The following is a 15,753-nucleotide window of genomic DNA, read 5'->3' as shown; positions in this document are numbered from 1 at the left end:
TGTCCCACCTCCATGTTCCCGCACTATCCCAACAGCCCCCGACAGAGTCCACATCCCGGTACCCCCGTCTCACTCTCCACACCCCCGCCCCCACCTTGAGCACCCACCAACCGTTCCGACGCCGGAGTTTTGGTTGGCAGGTGCTCAAAGACGCGAAGCCGGGGTGTTCAGTCGTTGTCGGTGATCGTGACTGTGAGCGTGGTCGGGAGCTTCAGCAGCGCGCTGTCCACGGTGTCGATCACGACGCTGAACGTCTCGGTCGGCTCCTTGACCTTGTCGTCGACGATCTTGACCTGGAGCTCGCCGGTGGTCTTCCCCGGTTCGACGTACCCGTCGATGGCCCGGATCGCGGGGCCGGTGCCGTCGTCGTTGACGCTGGCGTAGTCCTTCCGGATCACCGCCGTACCGTCCTTCAGGACGCCGGAGAAGGTGATGTACTTGTCGCTCGGCGCGGACAGCTTGACGGGGAGGTTGACGACGCCCGCCTTCTCCACGGTCCTCACGTTGCCGAGGGTGAGTGTCGGCGTCGGGTCGTCGTCAAGGACCAGGCCGTGCCCGAAGGACTCGTTCAGCAGCGCGTCGTGCGGTGCGGACAACACCAGGCTGAACGGGAGGTCGTAGCTGTCCCGCGTGTTCCCCCTGATCGGCACGGTCACCTTCTGACGTACCTGCCCCGGCTTGAACACCAGCCGGCGCGCTACCTCGCCTACTGACTCCCCCAGGTCCCCGTTGGTCTCGGCGTACACCGTGACCGGCCGAATGCTCGGCCGCGACAGCCGGACCCAGAAGTCCACGTTGTGTATGCCCTTGTCCCCTTCCTTCACCGTGACGTTGGAAGCGGACACCTTCGGCAGCAGGACCGCAGGGGCCGACAGCCCGAGCCCGGGACTCGAGAAGCTCAAGTCACTCACGTACGCCGACCCGGTGGCGACCCTGTCCGTCCGCAGCTCCACACTGCGTACGTCACTCAGGTCCACGCCCACCAGCGACGTCAACGGGACACGTACCGTCCGCAGCAGGTTCTTAGGTAGCCCGTTCCCGTTAGCGCCAGGCATTCGTACCAGTGCGTCGCTGACGGTAGACACCGGTACGGCGGCTGCCCGCCCGTGCCCGTCGACCACGCGGACGGTCAGGTCCGTCGTGGGCTTGCCAGCAGGGTCCGGTGCGGCGCGGAACGTGAGTGCAGCGAACCGCCGTACGTCACGCTGCCAGGCAGGCACAGCGATACGCACTACTCCGTTCGCACCGCTCCACTTGAGCTTGGTCACCGCGGTGGTCGGTGTCTTCGACGCGAACCACGCTGTCGTCCAGTGCGGTGCGTTGGCCCAGTCGTCGGTGCTCATGCACGTCGGCAGGGCAGCCCTGACCGCAGTACTGGTCACACCGGCACACACCGTCGCCGTAGCCTTCCCACTGACCGCGCCGGCCGGTAGTGCGGTGTCGAAGTGGTTCAGGTCCTCCCGCGACGCCAGCGGCGCCTGCGACACCACCCGTATTACGGCCTTACCGGCAGACGCGGCCCGCGAGTCGGAGCCGTCGAACTGCGGCAGGAACTGCCTCTCGTGCCCCAGCTGCAGGCGGAAGAAGCCCGCGACGTACGCCGTACCGACAGCCTGCTGCTGCTTCGCTGTCAACCGGCCCGGAGTCTTCGCACCACACGGCGACTCTTTCTCGTCGCCGGCCCAGTCGTCGATGGACGGGGCCACCGACTGCCCCGGCGTCCACTCGGTGTTGAAGAAGTTGTGGTCTGCGCCCAGCACCGTGACGGTCGACCGCGGTGCGGTGTCACCACTCACGGAGTACCTGGTGTCGTCGTAGAACTGCTGTCCTTCCAGATCGGACACGTCCCCGTCGCAGTACGGCAGTACGACGCTCATGGCAACGCCCGGCACCGTGGCACGGGCAAAGTCCGTGGGAGCGAGCGGGAGTACCGCACGGATGCCGTACTGGCCGCCGCGGTCCGCGTTCAGCACCGCGGCCCGGGCTACTCCCTCGCCGCCACGTGAGTGACCCATCAGCCCGACGTTCTGCAGGTCCACCTTGCCGACGAAGCGGGTACCGAACGGCCCGCCGCCGATGGTGGACCACTTCCGCCAGAGCGCCAGGTGGTCCAGGATCAGCTCGGCCCGCGCCTGTGCGCCGGCGTCGTACGCGTCACCGTCCCAGCCGTTGATGGCGTTGGCACTGATCGACACGACCTGGTAGCCGTTGCTGGCCAGTGCTGTCGCCGGACCGTCGTACCCGCGGTAGCTGGGGACCGGCTTCATCCCCTTGGGACACGGCCACGGCTTGTCGAGGCTGTTGGGGTCTGTGGGCTCCCCGTAGCAGTTCTCGTGCCGGCCGTGCAGGAAAACGACCAGTGGTCGCGGTCCGATCGCACCGTGCGGCGTGTACACCTTGCCGAGCAGCTCGGACCGGTGCCCGAGGCCGGGCAGGTACACGGCCTCGTCGCCCAGGTTGTACTCGGCGGTGTCCACCTTGTACTTGCCCAGTGCTCCCGGGTCGGCCGGCAGCAGCGGACCACGCCGTGCTTTCAGCCAGTAGGCATCGGTCGGGCCGGCTGCGGCGGTGATGCCACGGCTCTTACCCGCCTCCTTGCCCAGGTCTCCGGACCAGACGAGGCGTACGTCGTGTGCGGTCAGGACGGCCGGGTCAGTGGTGACCAGGGTCATCGTCCTGCGGTCGGGCGACTGCTTGGCAACGCCCAAGGCGGTGCCGTCGACCTCCAGCAGCGGAAGGGATGCGCGCAGCGGTGCCGGCGCGTCGAGGTGCAGGGTCAGTTGATAGCCGTCTGCGAGCGGTCGCACGTCCCATTGGTTGCTTTGAGCAACAACTGGAGGCGCGGCGGTCGCCGGAAGCGACCCGACCCCCAGTAGTACGGCGATCCCCAACGACAGATTACGGGCGGTTCTGCCAATCACGCGCCCAAGTTGACCTGACGAGATCTTCGGTCGTGTCTCAGTGGCGCGTCGGAATCGACTCGATCAGGCGATCAGGTGCCGGAAGGCGCGGGCCACTTCGCCGGGGTGTTCCATCTGCGCCACATGCCCGGACTGCGGAAGGTAGAGCAGGTGTGCGTTCGGGAACGCGCGCTGCGCCTTGGTACGGATCCGCGCGTCGACGAGACGGTCCTTGCCGCCGTAGATCAACAGCACCGGGCACTGCACCGTGGCTGCATCTGCCCACAACGACCGGCGCGGCCTCGCAAGCGACGAGCGCAGGATGCTGCGAGCACCTTCCACGGTCGCCTGCCGGCCCCACGGGTCGGTATCCCGTCGATGGAGCTCAGCCTCATACGCCGCACGCACCTCTGCAGACAGCGCCAGCGGGTCACCGAACACCATCGCCAGCGACGCCTCGAACCGCTGGTCGAACGGCAGCCGCTGCGTCCGCTCCAGCACAGCGGGACCGAGCCGCGGCGTGGCCAATGCCGTGAACCACAGGGCACTCGCAGACACGCGTGGATGCGGCAGGGCCGGCGAGACGAGAGTCAAAGACGCCACCAGGTCTGGACGCTGTGCGGCCAGCGCCACCGACGAGGCCCCACCCATCGAGTTCCCGAAGACGTGCACCGGCCTGTCGTACTCCTCCTGCTCCAGCAGCCGCACCAGTACGTCGGCCTGCTCGGTGATCCCGGTCACGCCCGACAACGGCGTACGACCGAAACCGGGCAGGTCGGGGGCGATGCCGCGGATGGTGTCCTTGAGCAGCAGGCCGAGCGCCGTCCAGTTCAGCGACGACCCGCCGAGGCCGTGCACGAACAGCGCAGGCGGCAGGTCCGGTGCGGCCGCAGGCAGGTCCCGGACCAGCAGCTCCACCCCTGCGACCGGCACCCGCCGCTCCGGCCACTCCTGCAGTTCCACGGGTACGGCGTCCCCGGTTACTGGCCCGTAACTATCCACAGGACCCATGTTAGGCCGGTCTGCTGATGGAGACTGGGACTTATGGCGGGTGCGCAGCAGCAGCTGACGACCGAGGTCGATGGGCAGACCATGAAGCTCACCAACCTCGGCAAGGTGCTGTATCCACAGTCCGGGTTTACCAAGGCCGAGGTGATCGACTACTACCACCAGGTGGCCGCGTTGCTGCTGCCACACCTGGCCGACCGTCCACTGACCCGCAAGCGGTGGCCTGACGGTACGGATGCGCCGTTCTTCTTCGAGAAGAACGCTCCCCGCGGTACGCCGTCCTGGGTACGGACGGAGACCCTGCCGACCCCCGGGAGCTCGACCGGACGCGACGAGATGAGCTTCGTGGTCTGTGACGACGTACAGACCGTGGTGTGGCTGGCGAACCTGGCCGCGCTCGAGCTGCACGTCCCGCAGTGGCGGATCGGGCTGTCCGACCAGGGCAAGGACCCGCAGGCCGACCTGATCGTGTTCGACCTGGACCCTGGTCCGGGAGCTTCGATTGTGGAGTGCTGTGACGTAGCGCTGGCCCTGCGGCAGTTGCTGCACCACTACGACCTGGAGGGCTGGCCGAAGACCTCGGGCAACAAGGGCATGCACCTGTACGTACCGATCGAGCCCGCGTCGTCCAGGGACGCCAGTGCCTTCGCGAAGCAGCTGGCCGAGCAGCTGGCCGAGGCCCTGCCGGAGAACGTCACCGCGAACATGACCAAGGCGCTACGGCCCGGCAAGGTCTTCATCGACTGGAGCCAGAACGCCAGCGCCAAGACCACGCTCGCGCCGTACTCGCTCCGCGGCGCCGAGGAGCCACGGGTCTCGACACCGATCGACTGGGACGAGGTGGCCGCCGCCACGGCACCGCCGGACCTGAAGTTCCTGCCGCACGACGTACTCGCCAGGATCGAGGAGTACGGCGACGTACTCGAGGGCCTGTACGACGACCCGCAACCACTACCGCAGAGCTGACCGGAAGGAGACGAGCCGGAATGACCAGCGAGACCGACTACGAGGGTCCGGGCAACGGCAACCTGCCCGACGACGCGCCCGAGGCGGACGTCCTCGAGCAGCGTCAGGGGCCGACCGTGACGGACGACCGGTCCGGCGAGGACGACCTGCCGAACGAGGCGGATCCGGCCGACGTCGAGGAACAACGTCACGTCGTGAGCGACGACGGCGGCGAGGACGAGTACCGCTGAGCGAACGCTCGCACCGGCGACCGATTGTTACCACGCTGGAACGCCTCCGGGCTACCACGATGGAACACCGGACGGCGGGGAAGCTACTGACCGGGAGGACTGCTGGGTAGGATTCGTGGAACGACCTGGTGGCGGACGCAGACCGTCACCGGAGCGCACCACCGAAGGAGCCCGCCGTGTCGACGACACCGGAGACCGCACCGAAGCGAGGCAGCCGCCTGCCCCGGCTGGCGCGACGCGCGCAACTGCTCGAGGCGGCCCAGGAGGTCTTCGTCGCGAACGGGTACCACGCCGCCGCGATGGACGACATCGCGGACCGCGCGGGGGTGTCCAAGCCGGTCCTCTACCAGCACTTCCCCGGCAAGCTGGAGCTGTACCTGGCGCTGCTGGACACGTCCTGCGAGGCGATCGTCGCCTCCGTGCAGGACGCGCTCAAGTCGACCGAGGACAACAAGCTCCGGGTCGCCGCCACCATGCACGCGTTCTACGACTACGTGGCGAACGCGCAGGGCGCCTTCCGGCTGGTGTTCGAGTCCGACCTGACCAACGAGCCGGCCGTCCGGGAGCGGGTCGACCGGGTCACCCACGCCTGCGCCGAGGCGGTCTCCGAGGTGATCAGCGCCGACGCCGGCCTGAACCGAGAGCAGTCGATGGTGCTGGCCGTCAGCCTGGTCGGCATGGCCCAGGTCAGCGCCCGGTACTGGCTGGGCGCCGGCAACCCGACCCTCCCCCAGGAACACGCCGCCGACCTGGTCGCATCGCTGGCCTGGCGCGGCATCCGGGGCTTCCCCCGTACCGACGGCTGAGGTTCCGCTCCGGGTTGTGCTCTGGGGTTGTGCTCTGGGGTTCTGCTCTGGGGTTCTGCTCTGGGCGGACGGGTGAGAGCTGGCGATGGGTAGCGGATAGGCTCGAACCGTCACCGGCGAGAGCCGCCGGTCGGAGCTTGTGCCCGGAGGGTTTCGTGGAGGTCAAGATCGGCGTACAGCACGCCAATCGTGAGTTGGTTCTGGAGAGCGATCAGAGCCCGGAAGAGGTCCAGCAGCTGGTCGCGGACGCGCTCAGCGGGAAGTCCGGTCTGCTCGAGCTGACCGACGACAAGGGCCGGAAGGTCCTCGTCCCGGCCGACCGGCTCGCGTACGTCGAGATCGGCGAGGTCTCGACCCGCAAGGTCGGCTTCGGCGCGATCTGATCGCATTCCGGACACAGTCGCGCGTGTCCGGGTTGCACGGGAGCATTCAGCGGGCACGATTGCGGTAGACCTGCGTCCGCAGTGGTCTGGTTGTCACGGGGCACCGGGCCAGGGCCGCAGGTCACCAACCCTCACAAGGAGGAACCGTGTACTGGGTCTGGATGCTCATCGTCAGCCTCATCGCGGGCATCATCTTCGGGCCGCTGGCCCGGCTGGTGCTCCCCGGCAAACAGAACATCAGCCTCGGCTGGACCATCCTCGGCGGCGGCATCGGCGCCTTCATCGGTGGTCTGATCGCTTACTTCCTCGGCGTCAAGGACACTCCCGGCCCCGACTGGATCCAGTACCTGATCCAGATCGTCTGCGCCGCGATCGTCATCGCGATCATCTCCGCGCGCAACAACAAAGCCACAACCGCCTGATCCAGGCAGCACCACCAAACGGCCGCCACCCCACCGGGGAGGGCGGCCGTTGCCCTACCCGGACACCACCGCCCTCACCCCACCCGAGAACCGCCCACTCGCGGAACGCCGCCGTCACCCCACCCGGGCACGGCGTTCAGACCGAGCGCGGTCGTCCGCCCACCGGGCCGTTTGAGGGGTTAACCGCCCGCGTTGTCCCTTCGCCCCCTTCATGCGACCGGTGAAGGGACAATTTGAGGGGTCAACCCCTCAAACGCGACAGCCAGCTAACAGGTCCAGTCCAGGGGCCTGCCCGGGGATCCGGTACGAGGGCCCGCCCGCCCGGGATCCCGCGCCGGGGACCGCCCCGGGAACCGGTACAAAGGCCTGCCCGGGAACCGGTACAAAGGCCCGCCCGGGATCCGGTGCGGGGCGTCTGGGGTCAGGCCTGGAGGCCGAGGGCGGTCATGCGGGCGGTGTGGGCCTCGGTGAGGCGGGTGAACATCCGGCCGATCGCGGCCAGGTCCAGGCCCGGGCGGTCGACGCTGCCGGCCAGCAGCGCGGCCAGCGAGTCGCGGTCGGCGGCGATCCGCTGCGCCTGGCTGAGCGCCTCGCCGACCAGCCGGCGGCCCCAGAGCGCGAGCCGGCCGCCGAGCTTCGGGTCCTCGTCGATCGCGGCCCGGACCCGGTCCACGACGAACTCGGCCTGCCCGGAGTCCGCGAACACGTCCAGCACCAAGGCCCGCGTCTCGGCGTCCACGAACGAGGCGATCTCCCGGTAGAAGTCGTTCGCCAGGCCGTCCCCGACGTACGCCTTCACCAGGCCCTCGAGCCAGTCGGACGGCGCGGTGTGGTCGTGGAACGCGTCCAGCGGCGTCACGAACGGCCGCATCGCCTCCATCGGATCCACGCCGAGCTCCACCAGCCGGTCGCGGAGCCGCTGGAAGTGCCCGAACTCGGTGGTCGCGAGCGCCGCCAGCTCCGCCTTGTCGTTCAGCGTCGGCGCCAGCTTGGCGTCCTCGGCCATCCGCTCGAACGCGGTCAGCTCGCCGTACGCCAGCACACCCAGCAGGTCCACCGCCGCGGCCCGGTAGGCGGGATCGTCAAAGGCCGTCTGCTCCATGCCCGGCACCCTATCGGCCGTACGGGGGTGCAGGTGGGAAACCCTCCAACTGAGGGGGCATCCCCTGAGCTGGAGGGTCGCCCACTCATAATTCGGAGGGCAAGCCTCCAGATGAAGGGGCAAGCGAGGCGCCGTACGGCGGGCACTGTGAGTGGTGCACGCCACACGAGGCGGCGTTGACAGCTGCTGTGGTTACACTGGTGAGCGATTCGCCGGTGACGCGCCCAGATGGGCAAGCTGGTGCGAGGTGCTTGCACAGTGTCCCCGCGCCTCACGATCGGGGCTGTTCGGCCCCAGGCGCCCGGCCACACAGCATCTGTCCGCACAAGCATGTGAGAGGCGATCAGCCTGACCACCTTCCGAGAGCTCGGGGTGCTCCCCGAGATCTGTGACGCGCTCGACCGCGTCAACATCGTCGAACCCTTCCCGATCCAGGAGATGACCCTCCCGGTGGCCCTGATGGGCACCGATCTGATCGGGCAGGCCCGCACCGGTACCGGTAAGACGCTCGGCTTCGGCATCCCGTTGCTGCAGCGCACGATCGCGCCGCACGAGGCCGACTACGCCGAACTGGTCGCCCCCGGCAAGCCGCAGGCGCTCGTCGTCACCCCGACCCGGGAACTGACCATCCAGGTCGCCAAGGACCTCGCGACCGCCTCGACCGTCCGCGACGTACGGATCCTGACCATCTACGGCGGGGTCGCGTACGAACCCCAGCTGGACGCCCTGAAGACCGGCGTCGACGTCGTCGTCGGTACGCCGGGACGCCTGCTGGATCTGGCGAATCGCGGCGTCCTGGACCTCGGCCACATCAAGGTCCTGGTCCTCGACGAGGCCGACGAGATGCTCGACCTCGGCTTCCTGCCGGACGTCGAGCGGATCCTCCGCAAGACGCCCGAGCTGCGGCAGACGATGTTGTTCTCGGCAACGATGCCGTCGGCCGTGATCGGCCTGGCGCGCACCCACATGCGGCACCCGCTGAACATCCGCGCGGAGTCCCACGAGGACACCGAGATGGTGCCGACCACGGCCCAGTTCGTCTACCGGGCGCACGATCTGGACAAACCCGAGGTGGTGGCCCGGATCCTGCAGGCCGACGACCGCGGCCGGGTGATGATCTTCTGCCGGACCAAGCGCGAGGCGTCCCGGCTGACCGACGACCTGCAGGACCGCGGGTTCAAGGCGGCGGCGATCCACGGTGACCTGAACCAGCAGGCGCGCGAGCGGGCGCTGACCCGGTTCCGCGGCGACAAGGTCGACGTACTGATCTGTACCGATGTCGCCGCACGCGGGATCGATGTCGAGGGCGTCACACACGTCATCAACAACACCTGTCCCGAGGACGAGAAGGCCTACATCCACCGGATCGGGCGGACCGGGCGCGCGGGGGCCAGCGGCATCGCCGTCACCTTCGTCGACTGGCCGGACCTGACCAGGTGGAAGGTGATCAACAAGGCGCTCGACCTGCCGTACGACGAGCCGCAGGAGATCTACTCCACCTCGCCGGAGCTGTACCACGACCTGGGTATCCCGTCGGACGCGAAGGGCCGGATCCGCGCGGCGCGAGAGTCCGGCGGGACCGGCTCGCGAGACGCGCGAGAGTCCCGGGAGACCGGGACGCGAGAGTCCCGGGAGACCGGGTCGCGAGAGGCGCGCGAGCCGCGAGAGTCCCGGGAACCGCGGGGCCGGCGGGAGCACCAGGAGGCCGACGGCGAGCGCTCCGGACGGAGCAGGAACCGCAAGCGCAACCGCACCCGCAAACGCACCCGCGCCGGCGAGCCGGTCGAGGAACTCGCCGACGTCACCACGAAGACCGAAGTAACCGCGGTCATCGCCGACGAGTCCGCCACCCGCAAGCCCCGCAAACGCAATCGCAACCGCCGCTCGGGCGACAACCGCCCAACCGAGGCATTGCAGACAAAGGCAACCCCCGACGCGCAGACCGAGACAACCGCCACCCCGCCGAGCACTACTGCTCACTCGAACACGGGTGCCGGGTCGAACACGGATGCTCACTCGAAGACGGATGCTCACTCGAAGACGGGTGCTCACTCGAAGACGGGGGGCCGGTCGAACACGGGCGCCAGGTCGGACACGGGTGCCCGGTCGAACGCAGGTGCTCACTCGAACGCGGGCGTTCAGTCGAGGACGGGTGCTGACTCGGACAGGGCGGCTGAGTTCAGCGCGCCTGCCGAGCCGGGCACGCCGACGGTCGAGTCGACCGCGCCTGCCGTAGTCGACGTACCTGCGGAGAAGCCGGCCAAGCGGACGCGCACTCGGAAGGCTGCCAATGCGAAGGCCGAGCCCGTTGAGGTAGCCGCCGCTGCGAAGGCCGAGCCCGTCGACGTAGCCGCTGCTGAAGAAGCGCCCGCGAAGCGGACGCGGAAGACAGCGGCGAAGGCAACTGCTAGGGCAGCTGCCGAACCTGCTGCCGAGGCACCGACTGCTGATGCACCTGCTGCGGAAGCGCCGGTCAAGCGGGCCAGGACGCGGAAGGCAGCCGCGACCGAGCCAGTCGCGACTGTGGAAGCGCCGGCGAAGCGCACGCGGAAGGCAGCTGCCAGCGAGCCGGCGGCGGTTGTGGAAGCACCCGCGAAGCGGACCCGCAAGTCGGCCGCGACGAAGGCGACTACCCTTGCCGGCGAGGCATCTGCTGCCGACGTACCTGCTGAGAAGGCGGCTGCTGCTGACGCGCCGGTCAAGCGGGCGCGGACGCGAAAGGCAGCCGCCAGCGAGCCGGAGACGGCTCAGGAAGCGCCGGTGAAGCGGACCCGCAAGACGGCCGCGACGAAGGCGACTACCCCTGCCGGCGAGGCATCTGCTGCCGACGTACCTGCCGCGCAGGCGCCTGCTGCTGACGCGCCGGTCAAGCGGGCCAGGACGCGAAAGGCAGCCGCCAGCGAGCCAGAGACGGTTGTGGAAGCGCCTGCGAAGCGGACGCGAACGACTGCTGCGGCGAAGACCGCCGAGTCAGCTGGTCGGGCATCTGCTGCTGATGCACCAGCCAAGCAGGCGCGAAAGACGACGGCTAAGGCTGCAGAGGCGCCGGTCAAGCAGGCCCGGAAGACGGCTGCCAAGGCGGCCGACACTTCGGAGAAGCCGGCCAAGAAGGCAACTGCGAAGTCGGTTAAGAAGGCTGCTGCAAAGGCGACTCAAACGCCGGCCAAGAGCGTCAAGAAGGCTGCGGCTGCGCCGCTGTTCAAGGCGCCGGAGTGAGGTGAGGCCGGCCGGGTCCCACCCGGCCGGCAACCCGAGCGCGTCGTCCCGCCCGGGCGCAGGCACCACGTTTCACTAGGCGTCTACGCCAGGTTCTCGCCCGGCGTAGACGCCAGGCTCTGCCCACGCTCAGGCACCGCGTTCGCCCCCAGCACCTGCCGCAGGTACCTGCGGCGGATGCGGACACCACGTTCCACTCCAACACTTACGCCAGGTACCTGCCCACGCGCAGACGCCGCGTTCGGCCCGAGCGCCTACGCCTGATTCTGGCCGGGCACCTACGCCGGGTTCCTGCCCACGCGCAGACACCACGCTCGACCCGAGCGCCTACGCCGGGTTGGCCCAAGCTCCGTGCCACGTTCTGCCCGGAGACCGACGCCCGGTTTTTGCCCCGGCGCAGACGTCAGGTTCCGCGCGGTGCGGACGCGCGGGGTTCTGCGCGGTGCGGACGCGCGGGGTTCTGCGCGGTGCGGACGCGCGGGGTTCTGCGCGGTGCGGACGCGCGGGGTTTTGCGCGGTGTGGGCGCGCCAGGGTTCTGGGTGAGTGTCAGTTGTGTCGGTGGTGTGGGATGGAGTTGGGGGGCGGGTGGGGTTCTGGGGAGGAACGTTTTCTAATGGTGATCTGGTGGTGCAACGCGTAGCTCTGTGTGGGCCGTCCTAGGGCGGGAATCACGATGAGAGGGGCTGGGTGATGGGGCCGATCAGGGTTGTTGCTGTTGTGGTGGGTGTGTTGGCGTTGGCGGGGTGTGGTGGGGCCTCGAACGGCGAGCAGGCGAGTAGTGGGGCACCGGCGAAGCAGGACTCGGGGGCGGTGGCCAAGCCGCAGGTACCGGCGCAGGTGCCGGCCCAGGGGAAGTCTGCGCAGGGCACGTCGCAGGGCACGTCGCAGGGGTCGGCGCAAGGATCGGCGCAAGGGACGTCGGCGGGGCAGAACGATCCGACGATCACCCGGGCGATCATCAAGACGGGTTCGCTGATCGTCGAAGGGGACGACGTGTCGGCGATGCGGCAGAAGGCTGTCACTGCGATCGCGGGACTGGACGGTCAGGTTGCGTCCGAGGACACCAGCAGTAACCAGGACGGCAAGATCACCCAGTCGAACCTTGTCCTGAAGGTTCCGACCAAGTCCTTCGAGACCGCGATCCAGCAGCTCTCGGGCCTCGGGAAGCGCCTGCAGGTACACCAGGAGTCCGAGGACGTCACCGAGCAGGTCGTGGACGTGGCGAGCCGGATCGAGTCGCAGCGCGCCAGCCTGGACCGGATGCGTGCGCTGATGACGAAGGCGAACACGATCGGCGACATCGTCTCGGTCGAGAGCGAGCTCACCCGCCGCGAGTCGGATCTGGAAGCCCTACTGGCCAAGCAGAAGAACCTCTCCCTGCAGACCGATCTGGCCACGCTCACGCTGACCCTGACCGAGAAGGGCAAGCCACCGGTCCAGACCCAGAAACCGGACAAGGGTTTCGTCGCCGGTCTGAAGAGCGGCTGGCACGCCTTCACCGCGACCTTCTCAGCGGTAGCGACGGCGATCGGCGCGCTGCTCCCGTTCCTGATCCTGCTGGCGATCCTCGCCGTACCGCTGTGGCGCTTCCGCCACAAGCTGCGCAAGCAGCCGGCCGGTCAGTGAACCAGCGCGGCAGCCAACGCCCGGTACGCCGTCGCGCCGGGCGAGGCCGGCGCCGTACTGAGCACGGTCTCACCAATCGCCGGCGCCTCCGCGAACCGGATCGACTTCGGGATCGCCGGCTGCAGCACGTCCAGCGAGTACGTGTCCGCGATCGTCTCCAGCACGGCCCGCGCGTGCGTCGTCCGGCCGTCGTACAGCGTCGGCAGCACCCCGAGCACCTGCAGACCGGGGTTCGTCAGCCGCTGTACGTCGTGCACGGTGTCGAGTAGTTGCCCTACGCCACGATGTGCCAACGTCTCGCACTGCAAGGGAATCAGTACGTCGGACGCCGCGGACAGCCCGTTCACCGTCAGCAGCCCGAGGGTCGGCGGGCAGTCCACGATGATCCAGTCGTACGCCGGCCGCAGCGGGCGCAGGGCGGTCCGCAGTACCTGCTCCGGGCCGCTCTCCCGGGACAGCTGCACCTCCGCGGTCGCCAGCGCGATCGTCGCGGGCAGCAGGTCCGGACCGTCCTCGAGCTCGATCAGTACGTCGCGGGCGCGGACGCCGCCGAGCAGAACGTGATGGATGGACTTGTCCAGGTCCTCCGGGTCGATGCCGACCGAGAACGTCAGACAGGCCTGCGGGTCCAGGTCGACGAGCAGCACGCGGAGGCCGAGCTCGGCCAGGGCTGCGCCGAGCGTGGCGACGGTGGTCGTCTTGGCCACGCCGCCTTTCTGATTCGCGACCGCGAGAGTGCGAGGCACGCGGCCATTGTGCCGTACCGCTGTACCGAAGGACGGGCAGTGGTCGCCCGCGTCGACGACCCGCACGCTCAGGCGAGCGGCCGGCGCCGCTCTGACGCCCACCACTGCCCGTTCTTCGGTACGCTCTCGACCTGTGAGTACGCCGCGTACGTTGACGCTGCCCGACGGGGTTCACCCCGTGACGCTCGAGACCGAGCGGGGCTCCTTCGCCACGCTGACCGCCGTGCCGTCGATCGGCACGCCGCTGGGCACCGTGCTGCTCGTGCCGGGCTGGACGGGCAGCAAGGAGGACTTCACGCCCCTGGTCGACCACCTGTGCCGCTACGGCTGGCGTACGGTCGCCGTCGACCAGCGGGGCCAGTACGAGACCGCGGGCCCGGCCGACAAGTCGGCGTACTCGCTGGCGGAGCTGGGTGCGGACCTGGTCGCGATGAGCAAGGCGCTCGGTGGGTTCAGCCAGCTGGTCGGGCACTCGTTCGGCGGGCTCGTGGCGCGTGAGGCGGTGCTGACCGACCCCTCGGTGTTCTCCACGATCAGCCTGCTCTGCTCGGGCCCTGGCGCGTTCACCGACGAGGCGACGCTGCAGAGCCTGCAGATGCTCGCGTACGGTCTGGAGAACCTCCCGATCGAGCAGGTGTACGACATGAAGCTCGACCACGACAACAAGGCCCCTGGGTACGTCGCTCCGCCCGCGGACGTCGCGGCGTTCCTCCGGAAGCGGTTCACCAGCAACGTACCCACGAGCCTGGCCGAGATCACCCGCCGGCTGACGGACGCCGAGGACAGGACCAAGCAGCTGGCGAAGACCAACGTCCGCAAGCAGGTCCTGCACGGCGCCACCGACGACGGCTGGCCGATCCCAGCGCAGCACGCGATGGCTGCTGCGCTGGGCGTCGAGGCAGAGGTCATCCCGGAGGCTGGTCACTCACCCGCGATCGATCAGCCCGCGAAGACCGCCAGGATGCTCGTCGACTTCTTCCACGACTACCCGAGCCTCAGGACGGTCTGAGCGCCGAGGGGCAGCATGGCGGTGCCTCCTGGTTAGTGGGTCAGGGTGCGGTGATGACCTTGGCCTGCATGCCCGGATGCGGGCTGACGATCGTCCATCCGGTACTGCCCTGCTCGAAGTCGCCGTTCGTCACGGTCAGCCCGACGGCCGTGATGTCGTCGTACCCGACGTCGACCAGGTAGTCGCCGACGCCCTGCTGCTCGCAGAGCGCGAACTGCAGCACGACGGAGCTCTCGCCGCGCGCGAACTCGGTGATGTCGATCGGCCCCCAGCCGCCCTGCCCGTTCATCCACAGCTTCGGGGCGCTCGCCGCGTCGACGTTGCTGAGCAGCTTCTTGCCCTTCGACGTGACGATCGAGACCTGCTTCAGGTGGTACCCGAACAGGTCCGCGGCATACCCGTCGTAGTCCCACCAGGAGATCTCGTACCGCGGCGCCGCCGGATCCACCGCCATCCGCTGCTCGGCCCAGATACAGGTGCCGGTCCCGGTCGCGGTCTTCTCCGGTACGAACAGGCTCAGCCGCCCCTTCCCGTACATCGCGCTGTCGTGGATCGTGTTCGCGCCCCCTGGCTGGTACGGCGCCCCGGTCCGCGGCAGGTTGCTCGGGATCGGGCCGGACGGCGTCGTCGGTACGGCGGGAGCGGGCACGCCGGCGTACGCCGCGGAGATCACGTCGTACACGTCCTTCGCCTGGTGCGGGGTGACTTTCTCGAACGAGCCGACGACGCTCTGGCTCTGCTGGTTGAGCTGCCACCCGCGGGTCGCCGGGTTGACGTCCTCGAAGCCGAAGTTCGGGACCGTGAACCCGGTCGGTACCAGGCTGTCGAACCCGACGTCGATCGGGAAGTTCGCGGCGGCCTGGGTGTAGAGGCGGAGGGCGAGCTTCGCGGTCGTCTTGCCTTTCAGCGCCGCGGTCAGGTCGACCGAGGCGGGCGCCCAGGTGAAGCCGAACTCGTCGGCGATGTCGGACTGCCAGACGACCGTGTCGTCGATCAGCACCTGTTTGTCGAGCTTGCCGGACTTCGACGGCGTCCGGCTGACCTGGTCGTAGGTGGCGAAGCCGAGTTTCCAGCTGCCGGCGTTCGGGTCGACGGTGACCTGCTGGTACGCCTCGGCGTACCCGCCGGCGGCCGCGGTCGTGTAGTTGCCCTGGGCAAAGCTCAGCCGGCCGTCGCCGGTCTGCGCCAGGTTGTTCGAGGCGATCGTCGGGCGGCGGTCGTAGTTCACCGGCGCGCCGTACGCGACGATCCCGCCGATCCGGCCGTCGGCGGCGTACGGCATCGCCTGCTTGAGCTCCTCGGTGACCACCTCCGGTGTCGGCGGGAGGGCTCCGTCGA

At 68.9% G+C, this 15,753-nt stretch carries 12 protein-coding genes and 1 pseudogene; 8 read left to right on the top strand and 5 right to left on the bottom strand.

The window, feature by feature from the left end:
• Positions 1 to 167 precede the first annotated feature (167 nt).
• The gene (locus JOF29_RS07560; RefSeq protein WP_307863199.1) at positions 168 to 2,807 is read right to left on the bottom strand and encodes a Calx-beta domain-containing protein; all 2,640 of its coding nucleotides are present in this window, start codon (positions 2,805 to 2,807) and stop codon (positions 168 to 170) included.
• Positions 2,808 to 2,984: 177 nt separating this feature from the next.
• Positions 2,985 to 3,902 carry an alpha/beta fold hydrolase gene (locus JOF29_RS07555; protein WP_209693506.1) on the bottom strand — a complete coding sequence of 306 codons (918 nt, stop codon included), beginning with the start codon at positions 3,900 to 3,902 and terminating at the stop codon, positions 2,985 to 2,987.
• Positions 3,903 to 3,944: 42 nt separating this feature from the next.
• Here JOF29_RS07555 and ligD point away from each other — a divergent pair, with 42 nt between their 5' ends.
• The 5 genes from ligD (at position 3,945) to JOF29_RS07530 (ending at position 6,715) form a co-directional block, all read left to right on the top strand.
• Entirely contained in the window at positions 3,945 to 4,874 is a 930-nt protein-coding gene (gene ligD, locus JOF29_RS07550) for a non-homologous end-joining DNA ligase (RefSeq protein WP_209693505.1), read from the top strand.
• Positions 4,875 to 4,894: 20 nt separating this feature from the next.
• The gene (locus JOF29_RS07545) at positions 4,895 to 5,104 is read left to right on the top strand and encodes a hypothetical protein (protein ID WP_209693504.1); all 210 of its coding nucleotides are present in this window, start codon (positions 4,895 to 4,897) and stop codon (positions 5,102 to 5,104) included.
• Between the two features lie 176 nt (positions 5,105 to 5,280).
• The gene (locus JOF29_RS07540) at positions 5,281 to 5,910 is read left to right on the top strand and encodes a TetR/AcrR family transcriptional regulator (RefSeq protein ID WP_209693503.1); all 630 of its coding nucleotides are present in this window, start codon (positions 5,281 to 5,283) and stop codon (positions 5,908 to 5,910) included.
• Between the two features lie 155 nt (positions 5,911 to 6,065).
• The gene (locus tag JOF29_RS07535) at positions 6,066 to 6,293 is read left to right on the top strand and encodes a DUF3107 domain-containing protein (RefSeq protein ID WP_209693502.1); all 228 of its coding nucleotides are present in this window, start codon (positions 6,066 to 6,068) and stop codon (positions 6,291 to 6,293) included.
• 146 nt (positions 6,294 to 6,439) lie between these two features.
• Positions 6,440 to 6,715 carry a GlsB/YeaQ/YmgE family stress response membrane protein gene (locus tag JOF29_RS07530; protein WP_209693501.1) on the top strand — a complete coding sequence of 92 codons (276 nt, stop codon included), beginning with the start codon at positions 6,440 to 6,442 and terminating at the stop codon, positions 6,713 to 6,715.
• Between the two features lie 421 nt (positions 6,716 to 7,136).
• Here JOF29_RS07530 and JOF29_RS07525 read toward each other — a convergent pair whose 3' ends face one another.
• Entirely contained in the window at positions 7,137 to 7,817 is a 681-nt protein-coding gene (locus JOF29_RS07525; protein WP_209693500.1) for a ferritin-like fold-containing protein, read from the bottom strand.
• Positions 7,818 to 8,189: 372 nt separating this feature from the next.
• On the opposite strand from JOF29_RS07525, the pseudogene JOF29_RS46265 reads away from it, so the two are divergent.
• Together JOF29_RS46265 and JOF29_RS07515 are read left to right on the top strand one after the other, a co-directional pair.
• A pseudogene (locus JOF29_RS46265) lies at positions 8,190 to 9,566 on the top strand (DEAD/DEAH box helicase); the annotation flags it as partial.
• A gap of 2,158 nt (positions 9,567 to 11,724) precedes the next feature.
• Positions 11,725 to 12,660, top strand: coding sequence for a DUF4349 domain-containing protein (locus JOF29_RS07515; RefSeq protein WP_209693498.1), 936 nt, complete (start codon positions 11,725 to 11,727; stop codon positions 12,658 to 12,660).
• Here the strand turns inward: JOF29_RS07515 and JOF29_RS07510 are convergent.
• On the bottom strand, positions 12,654 to 13,406 hold the full coding sequence (locus JOF29_RS07510; RefSeq protein WP_209693497.1) for a ParA family protein: 753 nt from the start codon (positions 13,404 to 13,406) through the stop codon (positions 12,654 to 12,656). The two genes, JOF29_RS07515 and JOF29_RS07510, sit on opposite strands and share 7 nt — an antisense overlap.
• Before the next feature lie 133 nt (positions 13,407 to 13,539).
• On the opposite strand from JOF29_RS07510, the gene JOF29_RS07505 reads away from it, so the two are divergent.
• Entirely contained in the window at positions 13,540 to 14,415 is an 876-nt protein-coding gene (locus tag JOF29_RS07505) for an alpha/beta fold hydrolase (RefSeq protein ID WP_209693496.1), read from the top strand.
• A 40-nt stretch (positions 14,416 to 14,455) separates the two neighbouring features.
• On the opposite strand, the gene JOF29_RS07500 is transcribed toward JOF29_RS07505, so the two are convergent.
• Positions 14,456 to 15,724 carry a hypothetical protein gene (locus JOF29_RS07500; RefSeq protein WP_209693495.1) on the bottom strand — a complete coding sequence of 423 codons (1,269 nt, stop codon included), beginning with the start codon at positions 15,722 to 15,724 and terminating at the stop codon, positions 14,456 to 14,458.
• Positions 15,725 to 15,753: the final 29 nt, after the last annotated feature.

It is taken from the genome of Kribbella aluminosa (genome assembly GCF_017876295.1).
In the GTDB taxonomy this organism is placed as follows: domain Bacteria; phylum Actinomycetota; class Actinomycetes; order Propionibacteriales; family Kribbellaceae; genus Kribbella; species Kribbella aluminosa.
This window is presented reverse-complemented; position numbering and strand designations above follow the sequence as displayed.